Origin of the sequence: Devosia marina, from assembly GCF_009758415.1 — a bacterium.
Classification (GTDB): domain Bacteria; phylum Pseudomonadota; class Alphaproteobacteria; order Rhizobiales; family Devosiaceae; genus Devosia; species Devosia marina.
The window spans coordinates 37,507-59,394 of sequence record NZ_WQRF01000006.1; the positions used below are offsets into that span (position 1 = coordinate 37,507).

A 21,888-nucleotide genomic window follows, 5' to 3' on the forward strand; every position below is an offset into this window, starting at 1 on the left:
CTATTCTGCGCGCCGGATTGGGGAACAGGCCTTCGTGCGGATACTGATCAGAACCTCGAAGTGGGCTGTGTTGGCGCGGCGGCTGGGCAGTCTTGCCGTACCGCTGACCATCGTTCCGGTGCTCATGCATCGCGAGCGCTTCCTCGATTCAAGCGTGTTCCTTGTTGCGGCTCTGTTTGCCGCATTCGTCGCGGCGCTGGCCGTTCTGGCCGCGTGCATTGGCCTGGTGCGGCTCTGGCACACAGGTGATCAGGGCTGGAGCAAGGCTCTGTCCGGGCTGTTCCTGGGGCTGATTTGCCTTGCGCCATTCGCCTATTACGGCGCCCAGGCGCTGCGCTACCCCATCGTCACCGACATCGCCACCGCTCCACGCAGCGAGCTGCCGCTGATCTTTGAGCCCGACACGGCCAGTATGCCCACGCCGCGCCTGCTCACTGCAGAAGAGCAACAGCGATTTTTCCCAAACGCCACCACCCGCACCTATCCGCTCGACCCGCTACAGCTTTTTGCCATCGTCGAGCATATTGTGCAGGTGCAGGGCTGGGATATCCGCCAGCGCCGTGAGCCGGGCATTGCCGGCACGCCTGGCCAGCTCAATGCACGTGTTCTCACGCTGCTGGGCTGGCGCGAAGAGGCGGTGCTGCGTGTCGCCGCCTCGGGCCGGGGCGCCGAGGTCGACATGCGCTCGGCCTCGATAGGCGCGCTGCATGACCTGGGCTCCAACGGTCAACGTATCAGCGATTTCCTCGTCACGCTCGATAGCGAGGTGACCGCCTTCCTGCGCGACAATCCCAATATCAATCAGCCAGCGCCTGCCGAACCCGAAGAGCCGGCAGCCGAAGTTGAGGACAACGGGCGCGGCTGACCCTATTGGGTCAGCGTCCGGCGCACCGCATCGTTCCAGCCGGCGATCTTGGCCTTCCGGGTAGCGGCGTCCATTTCTGGTTCAAAGCGCCGGTCGCGGGCCCAGCCAGCCGCAAATTCGCTCATGCCGGGCCATACCCCGGCCTTCATGCCTGCCAGCCAGGCCGCTCCCAGGGCCGTGGTTTCGAGAATCTGCGGCCGGTCCACCGGTGCGTCGAGAATGTCGGCCAGGAACTGCATGGTCCAGTCCGACGCCACCATGCCCCCATCGACCCGAAGCACCGTTTCCGTGCTGCCGCTCGTCCAGTCCTTGCGCATGGCTTCAAGCAGGTCGCGTGTCTGATAGCTGACCGCTTCCAGTGCTGCCTTGGCGATTTCCGCCGGGCCGGTATTGCGGGTAATGCCATAAATGGCCCCGCGGGCATCGGCATCCCACCACGGTGCCCCGAGCCCTACAAAGGCCGGCACCATATAGACGTTCTGGCTGGGGTCTGCGGTCCGCGCCAGCGGGCCGGTTTCGCTGGCGTGGCTCACCAGTTTCAGGCCGTCGCGGATCCATTGCACGGCGGCTCCGGCGATGAAGATCGATCCCTCCAGCGCATAAGTCGATTGGCCGTCGATCCGATAGGCGATGGTCGTTAGCAGCCGGTTCTGAGAGGGTACCATGTCGGTGCCGGTGTTGAGCAGAGCAAAGCAGCCAGTGCCATAGGTCGATTTTACCATGCCGGGTTCAAAACAGGCCTGCCCGATGGTTGCCGCGTGCTGATCGCCAGCCACCCCGAGAATTGGGATCGCTGCCCCGAACAGTTCGGCCTCCGCCGTCCCGAAATCATCGGCACAATCCTTGACCTCGGGCAGGCTCGCCATGGGTACATCGAGCAGCGCGCAGAGCTCTGCGTCCCACTGGTTCTTTCCGATATCAAACAGCAAGGTCCGGCCGGCATTGGTTGCGTCCGTCGCATGCACCTTGCCTCCGGTTAGCCGCCAGATAAGGAAACTGTCTATGGTACCGAATGCCAGTTCGCCATTCTCGGCGCGTGTCCGCGCACCCTCCACCGTATCGAGCAGCCACTTCACCTTGGTGCCGGAGAAATAGGGGTCGAGCAGCAGGCCGGTGCGCTGGGTCACCATCGCCTCGTGCCCGGCCTTTTTCAGTTCCGCGCAATACCCCGCAGTACGCCGATCCTGCCAGACGATGGCATTGTGGATTGGTTTGCCCGTCGCCCTGTCCCAGATCACGACCGTTTCGCGTTGGTTGGTAATGCCGATTGCCGCGATATCGCCGGCCGAGACGTTGGCGTCCGACAACGCTGTCTTGACCGACCAAACCACGCTTTCCCAGATTTCCTCCGGATCGTGCTCTACCCAACCATCCTGAGGGAAGTGCTGGGTGAACTCCTTCTGGCCCACGCCTGCAATTTTGCGGTCCCCATCGAACACGATCGCCCGGCTCGATGTGGTGCCCTGATCAATCGCCAGAATGAATTTGGTCATGCCCAACTCCCCCGGGGAATTCACTTCCCGCTCAATTTTCAGTTTGCCCTGGTTTCCGCTCTCTGCGGGCAGCTCTGTTCGACGCTAGCTGGCGAGCCCGGCATTGGCGAGGTAATCCTCAAGCCGCGCCACATTTTCAGCGCTGACCTTCAATCCCAGCTTGGTACGCCGCCACAACACATCTTGTGCCGTCCGTGCCCATTCATTGGCAACCAGATAATCTACTTCCGCCGCATACAGGTCAGCCCCGAAATGCGCCCCCAAATCGGCCTCGGACCTGGCCTCGCCGAGCACTGCCTTTGTCCTGGTGCCATAGAGCCGCATCATGCGCCGGAGCAGGCCAGCATTCATTTGCGGATAGTCCATGCCCAACCGGCGCAGTTCTGCGTCAAAACTCTTGGGGCCAAAGTCTCCACCGGGCAGTGTGGCTGATTTGGTCCAGGCCGGCCCCTTCTTGCCCAGCACCTCTTCGATCTTTTCCAGCACCGACTCGGCCAGCCGCCGCGAGGTGGTCAGTTTGCCGCCGAACACATTGACCACCGCCCCGTTTCCCGCATCCCCATCGAGCTTGAGCACATAGTCGCGCGTCGCTTCCTGGGCGGCGCTGGCGCCATCGTCATACAGCGGCCGCACCCCCGAATAGCTCCACACGATATCGTCTCGCCCCACGCTTTGGGCAAAATACTCATTGGTCGCCTTGAGCAGATAGTCGGTTTCTTCCTCGGTGATCGCTACATCCTTGGGGTCGCCGTGATAGTCGCGGTCGGTCGTGCCGATCAGCGTGAACTCGCCCTCATAGGGAATAGCAAAGAAAATGCGCCCATCGCTGTTCTGGAAGAAATAGCAGCGGTCGTGGTCATAGAGTTTCCTGACCACGATGTGGCTGCCCTGAACCAGCCGCACATTATGCGCCCCGTTCCTGCCCATCGCCTGGTTGATGACATCATCCACCCAGGGGCCGGAGGCGTTGATCAGCATGCGCGCGCGAACGCTCTGCTTGCCGGCCTCGCCGTCCAGTTCCACGGTCCACCCGCCATCTTCGCGCCGCGCCGAAACCACCTTGGTCCGCACATGCACGCTCGCGCCGCGATCCGCCGCGTCACGCGCATTGAGCACTACGAACCGCGAATCGTTGACCCAGCAATCGGAATATTCGAACGCGAGCTTGTAGCCGGGCTTGAGCGGCTTGCCCGCCTCGTCCCGCGTCAGGTCCAGCGTCTTGGTCGGCGGCAGCAGACGTCGTCCGCCCATATAGTCGTAAAGCGCCAGCCCCGCCCGCAGCACGGCAGCCGGCCGCAACCCCTTGTGATGCGGCAACACGAAGCGCAGGGGCCAGATGATATGCGGGGCCGAGGCCCAGAGCACTTCGCGCTCGGCCAATGCTTCATGCACCAGCCGGAATTCGTAATGTTCAAGATAGCGCAACCCGCCATGGATCAGCTTTGTCGCTGCTGACGAGGTCCCCGATGCCAGATCGTTCATTTCGGCCAGGGCCACGCTATAGCCGCGTCCCACCGCATCGCGTGCCACGCTGGCTCCGTTGATCCCGCCGCCAATGATAAAAATATCCAGCATGCCGCCGCCCCATCATCTCTTTGGTTCGTATGTAATGCATATTCTTTCGTTTTGGAAGGCAAGTGCTTTCGTATTAATCTACCATACAAGTGGGCGATTGACCTTGGTTCCGCCCAAGGCTAGGGCTTGCATATCCTCCCTCTGGCCCGGACTGCTGGCCGATGCTTTCCATACTTGCCGTTATCGCGCCCATTTTTGCGCTCATCGCACTGGGCTACCTGGCCGTAAACCGTGGGCTGTATCCGGCTGACGGGGTGAAGGCGCTGATCGGCTTCGTCAACAATTTCGCCACTCCCTGCCTGCTGTTCTACTCAATCGGCACCAGCGATTTCCGCGCCGCCTTCAATATCGGCATTATCGGGCCCTATTATTTCGGTGCGATCGTCTGCTTCGTCCTCGGCATTGTGGTGGCGCGCCGTTTCTTCGGCAATCGGCCGGGCGAAGCGGTTTCGGCCGGTTTTTCAGCCATGTTCACCAACACCGTCCTGGTCGGCCTGCCGATCATGAGCCGGGCCTATGGCGATGAGTCGTTGCCGGTCACCCTGTCGATCATCGGGCTGCATGGGGCAATCCTGTTGACCCTTGCGATGGTCACCATGGAGCTCACCCGTCGCGATGCCCAGCCTCTTGGCGCTACCCTGGCGCTGGCCATGCGGCGCGTCGTTGCAAATCCTCTGATCTGGGGCATTGCCGGCGGCATTTCGCTCTCGATCTCCGGAATTGATCTGGCTGAACCGATCGCGGCCTTCTTCCGAATGATGGCGCAGGCCGTGGTGCCGGCGGCCCTGTTCGGCATTGGTGGCGCGCTCAACGAATTCAAGCTGTCCGACAATTGGCAACAGGCTCTGGCAGCCTCGTTCATCAAGCTGGTCATCCATCCGGCCATTGCCTATGGCCTGATGATCTGGGTGTTCCATGTGCCCATGGAGATCGCCCGCTATGGCATCCTGCTTTCGGCCATGCCCTCGGGCATCAACATCTATGTCTTTGCCACCTTCTACGATCGCGGCGTCAGCGTTGCCGCCAATACCATCCTCATCGCCACCGTTCTCTCGGCCCTGACGATTTCGGGTTGGCTGTATGTGTTGAGTTTGTAGCCAAGGCGTGGTCCAGGTGGGACCTCAAACAGCCTTCACCACCGCCTGCTGTTGGATTTCTCCCACGGGCACGGTCCGCAGCGGCAAAGCGCTTTCCGCATCAAGACCCACGGCCAGGCGCACATAGCGCTCGGTAGGACAGATCTGGTTCTGCGCGTCAAAACCGATCCAGCCCAGTTTGTCGTCATAGGCTTCCGCCCAGGCGTGCAGCCCGCCGGGGCCCCCTTCGCCTGCCGCCAGATAACCGCAAACGTAACGGGCTGGAATATCGAGTGCCCGCGCCGCGCCGATAAACAGATGCACATAATCGGCGGTGGGCGGCAGCTCCGGTTCCGGCTCTGTGCCTTGGCCCTGCGTCTGTTCGCCCGTCGCCTGCATCTGCGTCATCGGCTCGTCTTCCTCGGGCAGGCCCAGCGTTTCGCCGACACGCGCCATTAACCCATGCAAAACATCCAGCCGGCTGTCCTTTGCCGAGCGATATTTCCCATAAAGCGTCACTGGTGCTCGGGTCAGCGCCGTCACCCTCTTGTACAATGACGGCACCGGCTCACCGGCAAGCTTGCCCAGCACGCCATTGGTGTCCTGGGTCACAACCGTACCGCGGGCGCCGATGGTGATCTCGCCTTCGGCCCTCGTCTGGTTCACCAGATGCACCGCATTGCCATAGCCGTCGCAAAACCGCCCGGCATTGCCGATGCCGGCGGCTTCCACGCTCCAGCTCTCGACAGTCTGCGACGGTCCGCTCAGCGGGGTCAGCATCAGATGCATGACCAGCGCCGCCGCACCGGGTGGCAGCGAACAGGTCAGGGAATGGTCAATCTCGATGCGCATGGTTCAATAGAAGTTATACGATTGCGACAGCGTGTCGGTCACCCGGTTATTGCGGGCTATGAACTCGTTGAGGAACTCGTGCAAGCCATCGGTGAAGATGGCTTCCATGCTGGCGCCTTCTACCAGGGCAAGCAAGCTGTCCGCCGCTTCCTGGCATTTCTCCTTGCGACCATAGATTTTGGCCAGGCTATCCAGATTCTGCTGCACGAAATTGGCGCAATAGATCAGGCTACGCGGCATTTCGGGCCGCAGGATCAGGAAGTCGGCGATGTTATGGGCCTTGTAGCGGTCGTGATAGACATGCCGATAGGCCCTATGCGCCGAGGCCGCCCGCAGGATCAGCGTCCATTGTTGAATGTCGAGATCCCCACCCACCTGCGTGGCGCGCGGCAGCAGCACATAATATTTCATGTCGAGAATGCGCGCGGTATTGTCCGCCCGCTCGACAAAATTGCCCGCCTGCAGGAAGTTGAAGCCATCATCGCGCAGAATGGTGCCCAGCAGCGCGCCCCGGAATTCGTGGCTGCGCTGCTTCACCCATTGCAACAGGCCCAACAGCTTGGCGCCCCGCACATCGCGCGGCTTGATCTGGGAAAATTCCAGCCAGGCCCCGTTCATACTTTCCCACATGTCCCCGGTCAGCGCGGTGCGCACCGAGCGCGCATTGGTCCGCGCGGCCAGCAGGCAAGAATAGACCGACGAAGAATTGTCCGGGTCGAACATCATGTAATGGGCAACCGTGTCGACATCGGCCACCTCATGCTTGGCGTCGAAACCTTCATCGACTTCGGCGGCTTGCATCATCGAAACCAGATGTTCGCTGGCCCCGCCTTCGCGGCGGCTGGTCAGCGACATGCGGTACCCCACTTCGAGCAGACGGGCCATGTTCTCGGCCCGCTCCACATAGCGTGAAAGCCAGAACAGATTGGCAGCGGTACGTCCGAGCATTCTCAATCTTCCAGCACCCACGTATCTTTCGTCCCACCACCCTGGGACGAATTCACCACCAGCGAACCTTTCTTCAGCGCCACGCGCGTCAGCCCGCCCGGGGTGATCCGCACTTCGTCGCCCACCAGCACATAGGGCCGGAGGTCGACATGGCGCGGCGCCACATCGCCCGAGATATGGGTGGGGCAGGTGCTCAGGTTCAGCGTCGGCTGCACGATGTAATTGTCCGGCCGCGCCTCGATCTTTTTCCTGAACTCGGCATGCATGGCCTTGGTCGACGTCGGACCGACCATCATTCCATAGCCGCCCGAACCGTGGACCTCCTTGACCACGAGATCGGCAATGTTCTCCAGCACCCAGGCGCGCTGGTCTTCATCGGTACAGTTATAGGTCGGCACGTTCGAGAGCAGCGCCTTCTCCCCGAGGTAGAACTCAATGATGTCCGGCACATAGGTGTAGACCGCCTTGTCGTCGGCAATCCCGGTCCCCGGTGCATTGACCAGGGTCACATTGCCGGCCCGATAGGCGTCGAACAGCCCCGGTACGCCGAGCATGGAATCGGGCCGGAAGGTCAGCGGGTCGAGATAGTCGTCGTCGATGCGCCGATAGATCACATCCACCTGTTCGGGGCCGCATGTGGTGCGCATGTAGACCTTGCCGCCATCCACAAAGAGATCCGGTCCTTCGCAAAGCTGGGCGCCCATCTGGTCAGCCAGGAACGAGTGCTCGAAATAGGCGGAGTTGTAGATCCCCGGTGTGAGCACCGCGATATTGGGCGTGCCACGCACGCTCTCGGGCGCCACGCTTTCGAGCGTCCGCCGCAGATTTTCGGGATAGATTTCGACCGGCGCAACCTTGGAACGATGAAAGAGGTCCGGCGCCAGCAGCATCATGGCCTCGCGGTCTTCCAGCATGTAGCTGACGCCCGAGGGAGTCCGGAGATTGTCTTCCAGCACATAGAATTCGTCGGGTCCGACCCGCACGATGTCGACGCCGATGATATGGGCATAGACACCCTTGGCCGGCTCCAGCCCCATCATTTGCGGACAGAATGCTTCGTTGTTGAGAATGAGCTATTCCGGGATCCGCCCTGCCTTCAGGATCTCCTGGCGGTGGTAGATGTCATAGAGAAAGGCGTTGAGCGCCTTGACCCGCTGCTCGATCCCCTTGGAGAGCCGCCGCCATTCATTGGCTGCGATGATGCGGGGGATGACGTCAAAGGGAATGACCTTCTCGTTGCCCTCATCCGAGCCATAAACGGCAAAGGTGATGCCCAGCTTGCGGAAGATCGCCTCAGCGTCCGTCTGCATCAGGGCCAGGCCCTTGTCCGGTTGCTCGGCCAGCCACTCGGCAAGCGCGCGATAGGGTTCGCGGACCGACCCATCCGGGTTGTACATTTCGTCAAATGGCGTTTTCTCGCCCATTCTGCTCCGCTTCTGAAATGCGGCTTCCCAATCGCCCCTGCATTGCTACACGTTTGAAACCTGCCGTCCAGACGCTCAAACGGTTCGGGTGCTGCTTTTTCGTGCAGGCCAGACTTGCGCAACCGGCGTTGAAAATGCTCTCATTCGCGCGAAATCCAAGCCATCCTTCCAAAGTCGAGCAGAGTGGGGGCGTCGGCACCCCATGTCGGACCTATTTGCATGACCATCGAAATCCTCCAGACCCATTCGCTCCTCGCCTCCTGCGAGGATGCCCTTGCCGCCCGCTACACCGTGCACAAGCTGCATGAGATGACCGACAAGGATGCCTGGCTGACCGAGAACGGCCCTCGCATCCGGGCCCATGCCGGCTCGGGCGTCCAGGCCGATCTGATGGACAGGCTCCCCAATCTCGAGATCATCGCCAGCTTCGGCGTTGGCTACGACAATATCGACATCGCGGCCGCCAAGACGCGCAATATCCGCGTTACCAACACGCCCGACGTGCTCAATGATGCTGTCGCCGAACTCACCATCGGGCTGATGATTTCCCTCGCCCGCCGCATTCCCCAGTCCGACCAGTTCGTGCGTCAGGGCAAGTGGCCCGGCGCCAATTTCGGTCTTTTCTCCGAATTGACCGGCAAGACCGTCGGCATTCTGGGTCTTGGCCGCATCGGCAAGGAGATCGCCACCCGCGCCCAGGCCATGAAAATGCGCGTCGTCTATTATGGCCGCCACCACCAGCCCTCGGTCCCCTACATCTACTACGACAATCTCGAAGACATGGCCCGCGACAGTGACTGGCTCGTGGTCATCGCTCCTGGCGGCAAGGGCACTGAAGGCATCGTTTCGCGCAAGGTGCTCGAAGCCCTCGGCCCGGAAGGCCGCATCGTCAATGTCGCGCGCGGCACGCTGATCGACGAACCCGCCATGGTCGAACTGCTGCAGAACGGCGGCCTCGGCGGCGCTGCCCTCGACGTGTTCGAGCACGAACCCCAGGTCCCCGCCGAACTGCTCACGCTCGACAATGTCGTGCTCTCTCCCCACCAGGGCAGCGCTACCCACCAGACCCGCGACGCCATGGGCGCGCTGCTGGTGGCCAATCTCGAAAGACATTTTGCCGGCGAGCCGCTGATTTCAGCGGTGGTCTAGCCGCCGGGTAGAAGGCTTCCGACTCTCCCCACATGGGGGAGGGTTAGAGGCAGGCTTACTCCAGATCCACCTGTTCCATCATCCCCGTGGCATGGATGCACACGATGTCCTGCCGCCCAGGGCCCAGATTGGCGAACTTGTGCGGCACCCCGGCTGGGGTCACGCCGATATCGCCCGGCCCCACCTCGAACCGCTCGTCCCCGATCACAAATTCGGCCCGTCCGCTCCGCACCACCCAGGTCTCGGGGTAGGGATGCATGTGCAGCACTGGACCTTCCCCTGGATCATTGTCCACGGCAAAAACGAAATCGGCGTGCCATAGGTCTCGCCCTCAAACTTGTTGGTCCGGCTCTGGCGCGGCGTCCGGTCAGCATAACGGATGATGTGGGCCATCTGGATCTCCTATCATCGGAGACGACGACCGGCCCTTGGGCAGATCGACGGCGTGGGCGAAAATCTGCCCTGCATTTTGCCCGATTAACAGCGCGCCCGGAACCCTATAGCTTCGCGCGACAGATCGGACCCAGGGTCCAAGGGAGCAAGATGATGAGTGATTGGTGGCGCGGCGGAGTGATCTATCAGGTCTATCCACGCTCGTTTCAGGACAGCAATGGCGATGGCGTGGGCGATTTGCCGGGCATCATCGACCGGCTCGACCACATTGCCAGCCTGGGCGTTGATTGCATCTGGCTTTCGCCCATCACCCAGTCGCCCCAGGCCGATATGGGCTATGACGTGTCCGACTACACCCAGGTCGATCCCTTGTTCGGCTCGCTGGAGGATTTCGACCAGTTGATCGCGAGGGCCCATGCGCTGGGTCTCAAGGTCATCATGGACCAGGTCGTCAGCCACACTTCCGACGAGCACCCATGGTTCGCCGAATCCAGCGTCTCGCGCGAAAACGCCAGGGCCGATTGGTATGTCTGGGCCGATGCCAGGCCCGATGGCACCCCGCCCAACAACTGGCTTTCGGTGTTTGGCGGCTCGGCCTGGGAATGGCACACCTCGCGCAAACAATATTACCTGCACAACTTCCTGACCTCCCAGCCGGACCTCAATTTCCATAATCCCGCAGTGCAGGATGCGGTGCTTGACGTCATGCGCTTCTGGCTCGATCGCGGGCTCGATGGCTTCCGCCTCGACACCGTGAACTACTACTTCCACGACCCCAGACTGCGCTCCAATCCGCCGCTGAAATCCCTCAAGGGCAAGCCGGCGACCAACCCCTATGACATGCAGAGCCACAAATTCTCCAAGAGCCAGCCGGAGAATGTGGCCTGGCTCAAAAAGCTCCGCAAGCTGCTCGACCAGTATCCCGGCACCACCACCGTGGGCGAAGTGGGCGATGATGAACGGGGCGTGGAGCTGATGAAGCTATACACATCCGGCACCAAGATGCTGCACCAGTGCTATTCCTTCGATTTCCTCGGCCCCAAATTTACCGCCAAACATTTCCGCTCCAAGGTCGAAGGCTTTTTCGCTGATGGGGAAACCGGATGGCCCTGCTGGAGCTTTTCCAATCACGACGTCATCCGTCACATGACGCGCTGGAGGCCACATAGCGCGTCACCGGCCGATCTGTCCCGGCAGGCTGCGGCGCTGGTGCTGACGCTCAAGGGCTCGGTTGGCCTCTATCAGGGCGAGGAGCTGGGCCTGCCCGAAGCCGATATCCTCTATGAAGAACTGACCGACCCGCGCGGGATTCGCTTCTGGCCCGAGGACAAGGGACGCGATGGCTGCCGTACGCCTATGCCCTGGCAACATGACCTGCCCCATGCCGGCTTTACGACCGGCAAGCCTTGGCTTCCCGTCAAGCAAGCACAATCCGCGCTGAGCGTGGATGTGCAGGAAGCCCACCCGGACTCCACTCTCAATGCCTATCGGAAGCTGCTGGCCTGGCGCAAAACGTACCCGGCGCTGATTACCGGGAACATCGCCTTTTTCAAATGCGACGAGCCGGTGCTCGCCTATCGTCGCTCGGGCGATAGCAAGGATCTGATCTGCGTCTTCAACCTCTCGGCTGATCCGCGCACGGTAAAGCTGTCAAAAGTTGAATTGGCCTTGGAGCCTGTCAGTCACAACGCAACGCTCGATGGTGCGTCGCTGCAACTCGGTCCCAATGGCTTCGCTATTCTGCCCGCACCCGTAGGGGAGGGCCGGGTGAACTACAAAGCCAGCTAGGAGTTGTAAACCGCTTCGATCGGGGCAGCCAGGGCCTACATATACACGCGCTCGAAGGACTGGGGGTGGAAGAACTGCATTTCCTCCCCGCTGGGCGTGCGCACGAATGCACGGATGCAACCGCCCCACATTTCGGCGCGGGTGGCATCCACCCCCATGCGGCGCAGCCGCATCAGGTTGAATTCGTTCTGGTCGCTTTCGCTGAACTTGTCTCCCAGGGTCACCCCGAAGGAAATGCTCACGCCCGGCCGGTTGGCCAGGCATTGCGCAGTGGATGCCTGGGCCGAGCCGCAAAAGGCGAGGACAAGAAGGACTGCCGCAACAATTCGGATCATCGCTGCAATCTCCTTTGCTCACATTTCATGCCGCTCAATTGTGGCCGTCTTGTGCCTGCGGCACCATGCGCCGCACCATTATTGCAACCGCCGGAATGGCAAAACTGAGCAGCAGCAGCCGGATCACATGGTGGGCGGCAATGAAGGCGGTGTCATAGCCCAAGGCGATCCCCAGCGCGCCCATGCCTTCAAGCGCGCCAGGCGATAATCCCAGCCAGATCTGTCCGAACGGCATGTCCACCAGTTGCGCGACACCCAGCGCCATGACGGTGACGATGCTGACTGTCATCGCGGTTGCGATCAGCCCGCCCTTGGCCGCCGCCATGAACTCCGTGCGCGTGATCCCCACGAAACGCGACCCGATCAGCGCCCCTGTCAGCACAAAGGTCGCAACCACCAGCAGGGTCGGCATTGCCTCGGTATAAAGCCCGCCCAGCTTGGCCGCGGTGGCCGCCGCCATGGCGCCCAGCACCATGCCGGCTGGTACCTTGAGCCGCATGAAGACGAGCCCCGCCGCTATGCAGACTGCAGCCAGCAGGACCAGCTGCAGCGGGCTGAGAAATTCCGAGGCCATTTCAGTCGCGAAATGGTCGATTGGCAGGAACACTGCGCCAATCGGTACGGCAATGGTCAGCATCAGAATGCGGATCACCTGAATGATCACGATCTGCCGGGCATTGCCGATCCCCGTGGCGGCAATGCCCATGACGAAGGACAGATGGCCGGGAAACGAACTGAGATAGGCGGTGCCGGGGTCGAGCTTGAACACCTTGGTCAGCATCCAGCCGGTCATAGCGACAATAATCACCAGTTCGATCGCCAGGGCCGCCAGCGAGATCGGCCAACTGCCCAGCAATTGCAGACTGTCCGGGGCAACACTGGCCCCCATCGACATGCCAATCAGCACGAAGACAACATTGCGCAATCCGTCGGGCAGGATCATGGGCAGTCCTGCCATCGCCGCAATAGTCACCGCCAGCGCCCCGCCCATCAGCCATCCGGCGGGCAGGCCGAGCAGCATGGCGATACCGCCGCCTGCTGCGGAAACGGCGAGGGTCAGGAGGACACAAAAGATGGTGCGGGAAGAAACGGAAAAGGCTGGCATGGTGCTGCCAGCCTTAGACGATCCCTCGTTTGCGCAAAAGCTTGATCTTTCCGGTCAAGCCGGCGCGCTCACCCCAGGGGCAGCGCCTTTTCCACCAGCCGAACCCAATAGCTCACGCCCACCGGAATGGCTTCATCGTTGAAGTCATAGGTGTCGGTATGCAACTCGGTCGAATCTCCATTGCCCAGGAAAATATAGGCGCCCGGACGCTCGTTGAGCATGAATGAGAAGTCCTCCCCGCCCATGGAGGGTTCTGCATCGGCGTCGACTTGCGCGCTTCCAACGATCTCGCGCGCCACGGAGGCGGCAAATTGGGTCTGTTCGGGCGCATTGACCGTCACCGGATAGCCGCGCGCATAGCGCACGCTGGCCTCGGCCCCAAAGCTGCGGGCAAATTGCGGGACGAACTCGGCCAGCCGCGCTTCGATGAAGTCCTGCACCCCGCCATCGAGCGTCCGCACCGTGCCGGTGATCTTGGCCGTGCGCGAGATCACATTGTCGGCCTCGCCAGCCTCGACCATGGTGACGCTGAGCACGGCGCTCTGCAGGGGGTCAAGATTGCGCGACACAATGGTCTGCAGCGCCGTCACCATCTGGGCTGCGACAATGATCGGGTCGATGGTGGCATGGGGCCGCGCCGCATGCCCGCCTTTGCCGACAATGTCGATATAGAAGCGGTCGGTGGCCGCCATGATGCCGCCCGTGCGAATGCCGAAGGTGCCCACCGGCATGCCCGGCCAATTGTGCATGCCATAGACTTCGGCGATGTCGAACCTGTCCAGCAGGCCGTCATCCAGCATCACCTTGCCGCCTCCACCGCCCTCTTCGGCCGGCTGGAAGATCAGCGCCACGCGCCCATCGAAATTGCGTGTTTCGGTCAGATACTTAGCCGCGCCCAGCAACATGGCCGTGTGCCCGTCATGACCGCAGGCATGCATGCGGCCCTGATGGGTCGAGGCATGCGGCAGGCCGGTCTTTTCCGTCATCGGCAGTGCGTCCATATCGGCGCGCAGCCCGATCATGCGCTCGCCCGTGCCGCGGCCATTGATCACGGCCACAACGCCCGTGCCGCCGATGCCGGTCACCACCTCGTCACAGCCGAATGCCTTGAGCTTGTCCGCCACGATGCCCGCCGTCCGGTGCACATCGAACAGCAGTTCGGGATGGGCATGGAAATCATGCCGCCAGGCGGCAATTTCAGGCTGGAATTCGGCAACGCGGTTGAGAACGGGCATGCAACAATCCGGGACTCGGGAAGGAAGGCCGCAATGTCTCTGTCCGGGCCTCGGCAGTCAACTCCACACCATGTCGCGCCGGGGAGCGTGGGCACTCTTTCCAACATTTCGCGCCAGACCGAACCGATATTCCCCCGCCGCGCCTTGCTCCTTTCGGGCCTTTTTGTCAGAAAGCCGCCAACTCCCGGGGATAGCCCAGAAAAGGTTGGCTATGAAAATTCTCGTCGCGGTCAAACGCGTGGTCGATCACAATGTCCGCATCCGGGTCCGGCCCGATGGATCGGGTGTCGAGACCAATGGCGTTCGCATGTCCATGAACCCGTTCTGCAAGCACGCCGTGGAAGCCGCCGTGCAACTGGCAGAGGCAGGGGCGGCAGACGAGATCGTCATTGTTTCCATTGGTCCCAAGCCCGCCAATGACGTCATCCTGACGGCTCTGGCCATGGGCGCACATCGCGGCATTCTGGTCGAAACCGACCAGCCGCTCGAAACCCTTGTCATTGCCAAGCTCCTGGCCAAGGTGGTGGAGGAGGAGCAGCCCGATCTGGTTCTGCTCGGCAAGCAGGCCGTGGATGATGACAGCAATCATGTCGGCCAGATGCTGGCCGCCCTGACCGCCCTGCCTCAGGCCACCTTCGCCTCCGAAATCAAACTCGACGGCCATGCCCTCGAAGTCACCCGCGAAGTGGATTCGGGCCGCGAAACGATTGGCTTGCCGCTCCCCGCCATCGTGACTGCCGATCTGCGCCTCAACACGCCGCGGAACGCCGCCCTGCCCATGGTGATGAAGGCCCGGTCCAAGCCGCTGGCCGTTCGCCCTGCAGCTGAATTCGGCGTCGATCTCAGTCCGCGCCTCACGGTCGAAATGGTCTCGCCCCCACCCGAGCGGGCCGCTGGCGTCACGGTGAACTCGGTGGCCGAACTGGCCGCCATCATCGCCACCGATGTCAACGAGATGGAGGCGATCTGATGGGTGTTCTGCTTCTCGCCGAGCTCGACGATGGCGCCCTCTCGGCCTCCACCGCGCGGACCGTGGCCGCTGCGGCCCAGCTCGGTCCGGTCGATCTGCTGGTCCCCGGTCCCCGCGCCGCTGCCGACCAGGCCGCGGCAATCGCTGGCGTCGCCAAGGTCATCCACGCCAAGGAGGCCCCGCTGGCCGACGGCCTTGCCAATCTGCTCGCCGGACTGGCCGACGGCTACACCATCATCGCCGCCGCGGCTTCGACCACCGGCAAGGATGTCATGCCGCGCCTTGCTGCGAAGCTCGATATCCAGCCGGTCACCGACATCGTCGCCATAGAGGGCGCCAATCGCTTTGTCCGCCCCATCTATGCCGGCAACGCGCTCGAAACCGTCACCGACCCACAGCAGACGCATGTGCTGACCTTCCGGGCCTCGGCCTTCCGCCCGGCGGCGTCGGGCAACGCGGCGCCGGTTGAAACGCTCGATACCGATATCGCCGCTGCTGCCCGCTTCATCGCCGCCCATCGCACCCAAAGCGATATCCCGGATCTCGCCACCGCGCAGATCGTGGTCGGTGGCGGCGTCTCGGTTGGGTCTGCGGAAGGTTTCAAGCTGGTCGAAGCCCTCGGCAAGACTCTGGGTGCGGCTATCGGCGCCACGCGCGCCGCCGTCGATGCGGGCTACGCCCCCAATGACTGGCAGGTTGGCCAGACCGGCAAGATCATCGCGCCGGATCTCTATATCGCTGTCGGCATTTCAGGGGCGCTGCAGCATCTCGCCGGCATTCAGGGCGCCAAGAAGATCATCGCCATCAACACCGATCCCGAGGCACCCCTCGTCAAGATCGCCGATGTGGCCCTGATCGGCGATCTCTTCGAAATCCTGCCGCAACTGACAGCGGAGCTGGAGAAATCCGGCGTCAAACGCTAGCGCTTAATTTGCAAATTATCCCATGCGGCCTATAAAGGCCGCGCCTTCTCACCGGATCTTCGGAAAAAATGTTCGAAACCCTCTCCAAGGCCCCTGGCGACAAGATTCTGGCGCTCATGGGCGAATACGCTGCCGACTCCCGCCCCACCAAGATCGACCTCGGCGTCGGCGTCTATAAGGACGAAAAAGGCGTGACGCCGGTCATGTCCTCGGTCCGCAAGGCCGAACAGCTTATGCTTTCGAATGAGAAGACCAAATCCTATCTCGGCATCGCCGGCAACAAGGGGTTCGGCGCTGCCGTGCTCGATCTTGTGTTGGCCGATAGCGTGGATCGGGCCCGCGTTCGCGTCGCCCAGGCTCCCGGCGGTACCGGTTCACTCTGGGTGTTGATGCAACTGGTCAATCGCGCCCGTCCCGGCGCCACGGTCCATGTTTCCGATCCCACCTGGGCCAACCACAACCCCATCGCCATCGGCTCGGGCCTCAAGGTAGCCACCTACCCTTATTTCGATCCCGCCACCCGCGCGGTGAAGTTCGACGAGATGCTGGCCGCGCTCGACAAGCTTGGTCCGGACGATGTCGTTCTGCTGCATGGGTGCTGCCACAACCCCACCGGCGCCAATCTCAACAACGAACAGTGGGACCAGGTGGCCGCAAGTCTCGCCCGCACCGGCGCGCTGCCCTTCATCGATCTGGCCTATCTCGGCTTCGGCGATGGTATCGAGCCCGACGCCTATGGCACCCGCAAGATACTTGCCTCGGTTCCCGAAGCGCTGATCGCCTTTTCCGGCTCGAAGAATTTCGGTCTATATCGTGAGCGCATTGGCGCCGCCATTCTCGTCGCCCGCGATGGCGAGCAGGCCGACGTGACCAACTCCCAGCTCCTCAACATCATTCGCGGCGCCTATTCACAGCCGCCCGATCATGGTGCCGAGATCATCCGCACCATTCTCGAGGACGCAGACCTGCGTGCTGAATGGGAGGCCGAGCTGGCCGAGATGCGCAATCGCATGATCGTGTTGCGCGAAAAGCTGGCCGCGGCCATTCGCGAGCGCTCGAACTCAAGCGATTTTGACTTCGTCGCCGATCACCGCGGCATGTTTTCGCTGCTCGGCCTCCCGGTCGAGGCGGTTGATCATCTTAAGGCCGAAAATGGGGTGTATATGACTTCGGATAGTCGCATCAATGTTGCCGGCATCCCGGAAGATCGCGTTGGCGATCTGGCCGAAGCCGTTTTGGCCGCCATTCGCTGATCCAGTGGCTTGCGGCAACCCGCGGCCATGTCTAAATCTGGTCTAAGCGCCAGACAGAATTCGAGTTTTTAGGAGGGAACGATGAAGTTCTTCGTCGACACTGCAGATACCGCCGCCATCAAGGAGCTTCACGATACCGGGCTGCTCGACGGCGTGACCACCAACCCGTCGCTGATTGCCAAATCTGGCCGCGACTTCAAGGAAGTGATTGCCGAGATTTGCGACATCGTCCCCGGCCCGGTTTCGGCCGAAGTCGCGTCGCTCGAGTATGACGGCATGGTTGCCGAGGGCGAAACCCTGGCCAAGATCGCGTCCAACGTTGTCATCAAGCTGCCCCTGACTTTGGATGGCCTCAAGGCTACCAAGTACTTCAAGGAAAAGGGCACCAAGACCAACGTCACGCTCTGCTTTGCTGCCAATCAGGCGCTGCTGGCTGCCAAGGCTGGCGCAACCTATATCTCTCCCTTTATCGGCCGCCTCGACGACATCAATATCGACGGCATGGAGCTGATCGAAAGCATCCGCACCATCTACGACAACTACCAGTTCGAGACCCAGATTCTGGCTGCCTCGATCCGTTCGGCCAACCATGTCACCCAGGCGGCTCTTGCCGGTGCTGACGTCGCCACCATCCCGCCGGACGTCATCAAGAAGCTGGCTCTGCACCCGCTGACCGACAAGGGCATCGAAGGCTTCCTCAAGGATTGGAAGGCCACTGGCCAGTCGATCCTGTAAAGGGCTTTCGCTCCGCATTCAGACCCCGCCCTTCGACAAGTTCGGGGTGGGGTCTTTTCTTTTGGGAACTCCGCATGGCCGACGCTGATCTCGCCGCCCAGATCAAGACTGCACTTGCCGACGTTGAAATCCCCGGCGGCGGTGATCTTGCCAGCTATGGCGGCGTGTCCGACATCATTGTCACGCCCGGCGCCATTGCCTTTGCAATCGCCGTGGCCCCGGGCATGGAAGCTGCCTTCGGGCCGGCACGGGAGGAGGCCCAAAAGCGCGCTCAGGCGCTGGGCGGCCCCCGCAAGGTGATGGTGTCACTGACCGCCGAGAAATCCAACGCGCCCAAGTTCGGACACGGTGCGGCCCAGCCGCAGGGCAAGACGCGTGTCGATGGCGTCAAGCGCATCATCGCTGTCGGCTCCGGCAAGGGTGGCGTGGGCAAGTCGACGACAGCAGTCAATATCGCGCTCTCGCTCGCCGCCGAGGGCCTGAAAGTCGGCGTGCTCGACGCCGATCTTTATGGACCGTCCATCCCCAAGCTGCTTGGCATTGAGGGCAAGCCGGCAATACGTGACGACGGCATCTTCACTCCGCACGATGTCTTTGGGCTCAAGGTCATGTCCATTGGCTCTATGCTGGTGCCCGGTCAGGCCGTGGTCTGGCGCGGCCCCATGGCCACCTCGGGCTTGCGCCAGCTCCTGCGCGAGACCGATTGGGGCAGGCTCGACTGTCTCATCATCGATCTCCCCCCCGGCACAGGTGACATCCATATTGCGCTGTTCCAGCAGACCATCGTTGATGGCGTGGTCATCGTCTCGACCCCACAGGACTTGGCGCTGATCGACGCGCAAAAGGCCATCGACATGCTGCGCCGCATGTCCGTGCCGGTGCTCGGTCTGGTTGAAAACATGAGCTATTTCATCGCCCCGGACACCGGCAATCGCTACGACATTTTTGGCACCGGCGGCGCCGAAAAGGCCGCCGAGCGTCTGGAAATCCCCTTCCTTGGCCCTGTCCCCCTGGTCATGTCGATCCGGGAGGGCTCCGACGCCGGCACTCCTCCTCTGGTGACCGCGCCCGACGGCCCGGAGGCCAATGCCTACCGCTCGATTGCCCGACGTCTGGTCACCACCTTGGCGTAGGCAAGGAAATTCCTTACACTGTGCGCAGGAGGTCCTCAATGATCACCAGCAAACTGACCAGCAAGGCCCAGACCACCATTCCGCAAGCGGTGCGAAACGCGCTGCACCTGCGCGAAGGCGATGAGATCGCCTACGTCATTGAAAACGGTCGGGTCATCCTCACCCGGGCATCCGGCGAAGTCGCTGAAGATCCGTTCGCGACCTTTGGCGAGTGGGACAGCGAGGCCGACCGGCAAGCCTATGCCGATCTTTGAGCGCGGCACCCTTGTCAGGGTTCCATTTCCCTATACCAATCGTCCCGTCCAGCAACGTCGCCCGGCATTGGTGGTCTCCGCCCCCCACTTCAGCGATACCTCACATCTGCTCTGGGTGGTGATGATCACCAGCGCCGCAAATCGGCCCTGGCCGGGTGATGTGTCCCTGGTCGATATTTTCGCCCAATGCGGCTTGCCCGCACCGTCGGTTATTCGCCCGTCCAAGATCGCCACCATTCAAGCAAGCCATGCCAACCCCATCGGCATGGTCCCTGCTTCCGTGCTGAGCCAGGTGGATGAAATCCTTCGCCACACCCTGGCACTTTGAGGCACGTACACCATTTAAATCGATTGCTGAAATCGATTGCATAACCTCCCGCGTGAATGTTATCGGCCTTCCCCACAAGGGTAAAATGCCCGCATGGAGGGGATATGTTCTCGTTTGATCGCCGCGATTTCGGCTCCGATTTCACCTTTGGCGTGGCCACCGCTGCCTATCAGATTGAAGGTGGGCAGGGCGACGGGCGCGGCACATCCATCTGGGACACTTTTGCGGCGACGCCCGGCAATGTCCACAATGGCGACACCGGCTTGAACGCCTGCAACCACTACGAACTCTGGCCGCAGGACCTCGACCTGATCCGCGATGGCGGGTTCGATGCCTATCGTTTCTCCTTCGCCTGGCCGCGCCTCATCCCCGAGGGCACTGGCGCCGTCAATCAGGCCGGCATCGACTTCTATGATCGCCTGATCGACGGTATGCTCGAGCGCGGTATCAAGCCCTATGCCACCCTCTACCACTGGGATCTGCCCTCGACCCTGCAGGATCGCGGCGGCTGGATGAACCGCGACATCGCCAGCTGGTTCGCCGACTATGCCACGGTGGTAGCCCGGAAGTTCGGTGATCGCCTCGAAGCCACCGCGACCATTAACGAGCCCTGGTGCGTGGCCTTTCTCAGCCATTATCTCGGCGTGCATGCCCCCGGCTATCGCGATCTGCGCGCGGCGGCGCGCGCCATGCACCACGTGCTCTTCGCTCATGGCACGGCAATCGATGCCCTTCGTGCATCCGGCGCGAAAAACCTCGGCATCGTGCTCAACCTCGAAAAATCCGAGCCCGCCAGCGAAAGCGAAGCAGACAAATCGGCCGCGAATTTCGGTGATGCGGTCTTCAATCGCTGGTATCTCGGCGGTGTCCTCAAGGGCCAGTATCCCAAGGAAATGACCGACTGGCTCGCGCCCTATCTGCCGGCGAACTATCAGGACGATATGGCCGTGGTCTCGCGCCCGATCGATTGGCTGGGCATCAACTACTACACACGCGGTCTATACCAGGCCTCTTCCGAACCTGGCCGCCCCGCTGAGCAGGTCAAGGGGCCGCTGGAAAAGACCGATATCGGTTGGGAAATCTATCCTCAGGGTCTCACCGACCTGCTGGTCCGCGTCTCCAATGATTACACCAAGCTGCCGATCTACGTCACCGAGAACGGCATGGCCGAAGTAGAGGGCGACAACGATCCGCGCCGCACCAAATATTACGAGGACCACCTCAAGGCCGTGCTCGCCGCGCGCGAGGCCGGCGCTGATGTGCGGGGTTATTTTGCCTGGTCACTGCTCGACAATTACGAATGGGCCGAGGGCTACAACAAGCGCTTCGGTCTCGTCCATGTCGATTATGAAACCCAGAAGCGCACGCCCAAATCCAGCTACCGGGCCTTCCAGGGCCTGCTGCACAACGCGCGCTGATCCTGTAGGGTTCAGGCTGATAGATACCAGCCTGGGCCCTTTTGCATGGAACAAGAATACGCTGAACTCTCGCCGTCGCTGCTTCGGCTCGAACAGCTTCTCGATGAAGCCGGAGAGCAGTCCATGCTGCTTGCCGAGCTGGATGGGTTCCTCTGTTGCCTGGCGGTCGGACCCGAGCCCATCGCCAACAGCGAATGGTGGCCCTTCGACTGGCTGACCGACGAGCGCGGCGTGCTGCGCAGCGGCAGCGAAGAGATTGCTGCCCTGATCGAGACCCGACTGGCCGAAATCAGTGCCGAACTGGCCGCCGATGCCTATGCGCCGCTCTTCGAGGTGGACGAAGAGAGCGACGACATCATCTGGGAGGTCTGGATCGCTGGCTTTCAGCAGGCCATGCTCTTGCGCTTCGAGGCCTGGGACGATCTGTTGCGCGATACCGAGAGCGACATCCGGGGAGAAGCCGCAATGGGTTTGGCATCCGCCCTGATGCTGGCCCAGCCCGATACCCGCCCCGACGATACGGCCGGCGACGAGGAATGGGCCGAGTTTGACGAGATGCACGAGGCAATGCCCATGGTCATCGCCCGCACTGCAGTCCTGCTCCATCAGTTGCACAAGCCGAACTAAAGCGCTCTG

The 21,888-nt window shown here is 61.9% G+C and carries 21 protein-coding genes and 1 pseudogene; 13 read left to right on the forward strand and 9 right to left on the reverse strand.

The window, feature by feature from the left end; all coding sequences use genetic code 11:
• Nucleotides 1-34: 34 nt before the first annotated feature.
• On the forward strand, nucleotides 35-865 hold the full coding sequence (locus GO014_RS15390; protein WP_157291186.1) for a DUF1499 domain-containing protein: 831 nt from the start codon (nucleotides 35-37) through the stop codon (nucleotides 863-865).
• 2 nt (nucleotides 866-867) lie between these two features.
• Here GO014_RS15390 and glpK read toward each other — a convergent pair whose 3' ends face one another.
• Together glpK and glpD are read right to left on the reverse strand one after the other, a co-directional pair.
• Nucleotides 868-2,358 carry a glycerol kinase GlpK gene (gene glpK / locus GO014_RS15395; protein WP_157291187.1) on the reverse strand — a complete coding sequence of 497 codons (1,491 nt, stop codon included), beginning with the start codon at nucleotides 2,356-2,358 and terminating at the stop codon, nucleotides 868-870.
• An 84-nt stretch (nucleotides 2,359-2,442) separates the two neighbouring features.
• Nucleotides 2,443-3,933, reverse strand: a complete 1,491-nt coding sequence (gene glpD / locus GO014_RS15400) for a glycerol-3-phosphate dehydrogenase (RefSeq protein ID WP_157291188.1) — start codon at nucleotides 3,931-3,933, stop codon at nucleotides 2,443-2,445.
• Between the two features lie 161 nt (nucleotides 3,934-4,094).
• Between glpD and GO014_RS15405 the strand changes: the two genes are divergently transcribed.
• Entirely contained in the window at nucleotides 4,095-5,030 is a 936-nt protein-coding gene (locus GO014_RS15405) for an AEC family transporter (RefSeq protein ID WP_157291189.1), read from the forward strand.
• Nucleotides 5,031-5,054: 24 nt separating this feature from the next.
• On the opposite strand, the gene GO014_RS15410 is transcribed toward GO014_RS15405, so the two are convergent.
• From GO014_RS15410 to GO014_RS15420, 3 genes and pseudogenes are all read right to left on the reverse strand, one after another.
• On the reverse strand, nucleotides 5,055-5,861 hold the full coding sequence (locus GO014_RS15410; RefSeq protein WP_157291190.1) for a transglutaminase domain-containing protein: 807 nt from the start codon (nucleotides 5,859-5,861) through the stop codon (nucleotides 5,055-5,057).
• A gap of 3 nt (nucleotides 5,862-5,864) precedes the next feature.
• Nucleotides 5,865-6,809, reverse strand: coding sequence for an alpha-E domain-containing protein (locus GO014_RS15415; RefSeq protein WP_157291191.1), 945 nt, complete (start codon nucleotides 6,807-6,809; stop codon nucleotides 5,865-5,867).
• Nucleotides 6,810-6,811: 2 nt separating this feature from the next.
• A pseudogene (locus GO014_RS15420) lies at nucleotides 6,812-8,233 on the reverse strand (circularly permuted type 2 ATP-grasp protein).
• A 219-nt stretch (nucleotides 8,234-8,452) separates the two neighbouring features.
• On the opposite strand from GO014_RS15420, the gene GO014_RS15425 reads away from it, so the two are divergent.
• Nucleotides 8,453-9,382 (forward strand): 2-hydroxyacid dehydrogenase, encoded by a 930-nt coding sequence (locus tag GO014_RS15425; RefSeq protein WP_157291192.1) that lies wholly within the window; start codon nucleotides 8,453-8,455, stop codon nucleotides 9,380-9,382.
• Between the two features lie 55 nt (nucleotides 9,383-9,437).
• On the opposite strand, the gene GO014_RS15430 is transcribed toward GO014_RS15425, so the two are convergent.
• The gene (locus GO014_RS15430; protein ID WP_425482089.1) at nucleotides 9,438-9,677 is read right to left on the reverse strand and encodes a cupin domain-containing protein; all 240 of its coding nucleotides are present in this window, start codon (nucleotides 9,675-9,677) and stop codon (nucleotides 9,438-9,440) included.
• 251 nt (nucleotides 9,678-9,928) lie between these two features.
• On the opposite strand from GO014_RS15430, the gene GO014_RS15435 reads away from it, so the two are divergent.
• A complete protein-coding gene (locus GO014_RS15435) occupies nucleotides 9,929-11,563 on the forward strand; it encodes an alpha-glucosidase (RefSeq protein WP_157291193.1) in 1,635 nt (544 codons plus the stop codon).
• Between the two features lie 35 nt (nucleotides 11,564-11,598).
• Here GO014_RS15435 and GO014_RS15440 read toward each other — a convergent pair whose 3' ends face one another.
• The 3 genes from GO014_RS15440 to GO014_RS15450 form a co-directional block, all read right to left on the reverse strand.
• The gene (locus tag GO014_RS15440) at nucleotides 11,599-11,898 is read right to left on the reverse strand and encodes a hypothetical protein (RefSeq protein WP_157291194.1); all 300 of its coding nucleotides are present in this window, start codon (nucleotides 11,896-11,898) and stop codon (nucleotides 11,599-11,601) included.
• Between the two features lie 34 nt (nucleotides 11,899-11,932).
• Nucleotides 11,933-13,003, reverse strand: coding sequence for an AbrB family transcriptional regulator (locus GO014_RS15445; protein WP_157291195.1), 1,071 nt, complete (start codon nucleotides 13,001-13,003; stop codon nucleotides 11,933-11,935).
• 68 nt (nucleotides 13,004-13,071) lie between these two features.
• Nucleotides 13,072-14,238 (reverse strand): M20 aminoacylase family protein, encoded by a 1,167-nt coding sequence (locus tag GO014_RS15450; protein WP_157291196.1) that lies wholly within the window; start codon nucleotides 14,236-14,238, stop codon nucleotides 13,072-13,074.
• 211 nt (nucleotides 14,239-14,449) lie between these two features.
• On the opposite strand from GO014_RS15450, the gene GO014_RS15455 reads away from it, so the two are divergent.
• The 9 genes from GO014_RS15455 (at nucleotide 14,450) to GO014_RS15495 (ending at nucleotide 21,879) form a co-directional block, all read left to right on the forward strand.
• Entirely contained in the window at nucleotides 14,450-15,208 is a 759-nt protein-coding gene (locus GO014_RS15455) for an electron transfer flavoprotein subunit beta/FixA family protein (protein WP_157291197.1), read from the forward strand.
• Complete coding sequence (locus GO014_RS15460) at nucleotides 15,208-16,131, forward strand: electron transfer flavoprotein subunit alpha/FixB family protein (RefSeq protein ID WP_157291198.1); 924 nt, start codon at nucleotides 15,208-15,210, stop codon at nucleotides 16,129-16,131. Before GO014_RS15455 ends, GO014_RS15460 begins: the two co-directional genes overlap by 1 nt.
• A 68-nt stretch (nucleotides 16,132-16,199) precedes the next feature.
• Nucleotides 16,200-17,384, forward strand: coding sequence for an amino acid aminotransferase (locus GO014_RS15465; protein ID WP_157291199.1), 1,185 nt, complete (start codon nucleotides 16,200-16,202; stop codon nucleotides 17,382-17,384).
• Nucleotides 17,385-17,465: 81 nt separating this feature from the next.
• On the forward strand, nucleotides 17,466-18,119 hold the full coding sequence (gene fsa / locus GO014_RS15470; protein ID WP_116589356.1) for a fructose-6-phosphate aldolase: 654 nt from the start codon (nucleotides 17,466-17,468) through the stop codon (nucleotides 18,117-18,119).
• 74 nt (nucleotides 18,120-18,193) lie between these two features.
• Nucleotides 18,194-19,252 carry an Mrp/NBP35 family ATP-binding protein gene (locus GO014_RS15475; protein ID WP_157291200.1) on the forward strand — a complete coding sequence of 353 codons (1,059 nt, stop codon included), beginning with the start codon at nucleotides 18,194-18,196 and terminating at the stop codon, nucleotides 19,250-19,252.
• A gap of 38 nt (nucleotides 19,253-19,290) precedes the next feature.
• The gene (locus tag GO014_RS15480; protein WP_116589354.1) at nucleotides 19,291-19,506 is read left to right on the forward strand and encodes an AbrB/MazE/SpoVT family DNA-binding domain-containing protein; all 216 of its coding nucleotides are present in this window, start codon (nucleotides 19,291-19,293) and stop codon (nucleotides 19,504-19,506) included.
• On the forward strand, nucleotides 19,493-19,834 hold the full coding sequence (locus GO014_RS15485; protein WP_157291201.1) for a type II toxin-antitoxin system PemK/MazF family toxin: 342 nt from the start codon (nucleotides 19,493-19,495) through the stop codon (nucleotides 19,832-19,834). The genes GO014_RS15480 and GO014_RS15485 overlap by 14 nt, the downstream gene beginning before the upstream one ends.
• Nucleotides 19,835-19,938: 104 nt before the next feature.
• Nucleotides 19,939-21,252 (forward strand): GH1 family beta-glucosidase, encoded by a 1,314-nt coding sequence (locus GO014_RS15490; RefSeq protein ID WP_157291202.1) that lies wholly within the window; start codon nucleotides 19,939-19,941, stop codon nucleotides 21,250-21,252.
• A 45-nt stretch (nucleotides 21,253-21,297) separates the two neighbouring features.
• Nucleotides 21,298-21,879 (forward strand): UPF0149 family protein, encoded by a 582-nt coding sequence (locus GO014_RS15495; protein ID WP_116589351.1) that lies wholly within the window; start codon nucleotides 21,298-21,300, stop codon nucleotides 21,877-21,879.
• Nucleotides 21,880-21,888 lie beyond the last annotated feature (9 nt).

Bases quoted from the DNA above. Each gene is read 5' to 3' on its own strand.
- glpK (WP_157291187.1), bottom strand. From the start codon at position 2,358: ATGACCAAATTCATTCTGGCGATTGATCAGGGCACCACATCGAGCCGG.
- glpD (WP_157291188.1), bottom strand. From the start codon at position 3,933: ATGCTGGATATTTTTATCATTGGCGGCGGGATCAACGGAGCCAGCGTG.
- GO014_RS15405 (WP_157291189.1), top strand. From the start codon at position 4,095: ATGCTTTCCATACTTGCCGTTATCGCGCCCATTTTTGCGCTCATCGCA.
- GO014_RS15410 (WP_157291190.1), bottom strand. From the start codon at position 5,861: ATGCGCATCGAGATTGACCATTCCCTGACCTGTTCGCTGCCACCCGGT.
- GO014_RS15415 (WP_157291191.1), bottom strand. From the start codon at position 6,809: ATGCTCGGACGTACCGCTGCCAATCTGTTCTGGCTTTCACGCTATGTG.
- GO014_RS15425 (WP_157291192.1), top strand. From the start codon at position 8,453: ATGACCATCGAAATCCTCCAGACCCATTCGCTCCTCGCCTCCTGCGAG.
- GO014_RS15435 (WP_157291193.1), top strand. From the start codon at position 9,929: ATGAGTGATTGGTGGCGCGGCGGAGTGATCTATCAGGTCTATCCACGC.
- GO014_RS15440 (WP_157291194.1), bottom strand. From the start codon at position 11,898: ATGATCCGAATTGTTGCGGCAGTCCTTCTTGTCCTCGCCTTTTGCGGC.
- GO014_RS15445 (WP_157291195.1), bottom strand. From the start codon at position 13,003: ATGCCAGCCTTTTCCGTTTCTTCCCGCACCATCTTTTGTGTCCTCCTG.
- GO014_RS15450 (WP_157291196.1), bottom strand. From the start codon at position 14,238: ATGCCCGTTCTCAACCGCGTTGCCGAATTCCAGCCTGAAATTGCCGCC.
- GO014_RS15455 (WP_157291197.1), top strand. From the start codon at position 14,450: ATGAAAATTCTCGTCGCGGTCAAACGCGTGGTCGATCACAATGTCCGC.
- GO014_RS15460 (WP_157291198.1), top strand. From the start codon at position 15,208: ATGGGTGTTCTGCTTCTCGCCGAGCTCGACGATGGCGCCCTCTCGGCC.
- GO014_RS15465 (WP_157291199.1), top strand. From the start codon at position 16,200: ATGTTCGAAACCCTCTCCAAGGCCCCTGGCGACAAGATTCTGGCGCTC.
- fsa (WP_116589356.1), top strand. From the start codon at position 17,466: ATGAAGTTCTTCGTCGACACTGCAGATACCGCCGCCATCAAGGAGCTT.
- GO014_RS15475 (WP_157291200.1), top strand. From the start codon at position 18,194: ATGGCCGACGCTGATCTCGCCGCCCAGATCAAGACTGCACTTGCCGAC.
- GO014_RS15480 (WP_116589354.1), top strand. From the start codon at position 19,291: ATGATCACCAGCAAACTGACCAGCAAGGCCCAGACCACCATTCCGCAA.
- GO014_RS15485 (WP_157291201.1), top strand. From the start codon at position 19,493: ATGCCGATCTTTGAGCGCGGCACCCTTGTCAGGGTTCCATTTCCCTAT.
- GO014_RS15490 (WP_157291202.1), top strand. From the start codon at position 19,939: ATGTTCTCGTTTGATCGCCGCGATTTCGGCTCCGATTTCACCTTTGGC.
- GO014_RS15495 (WP_116589351.1), top strand. From the start codon at position 21,298: ATGGAACAAGAATACGCTGAACTCTCGCCGTCGCTGCTTCGGCTCGAA.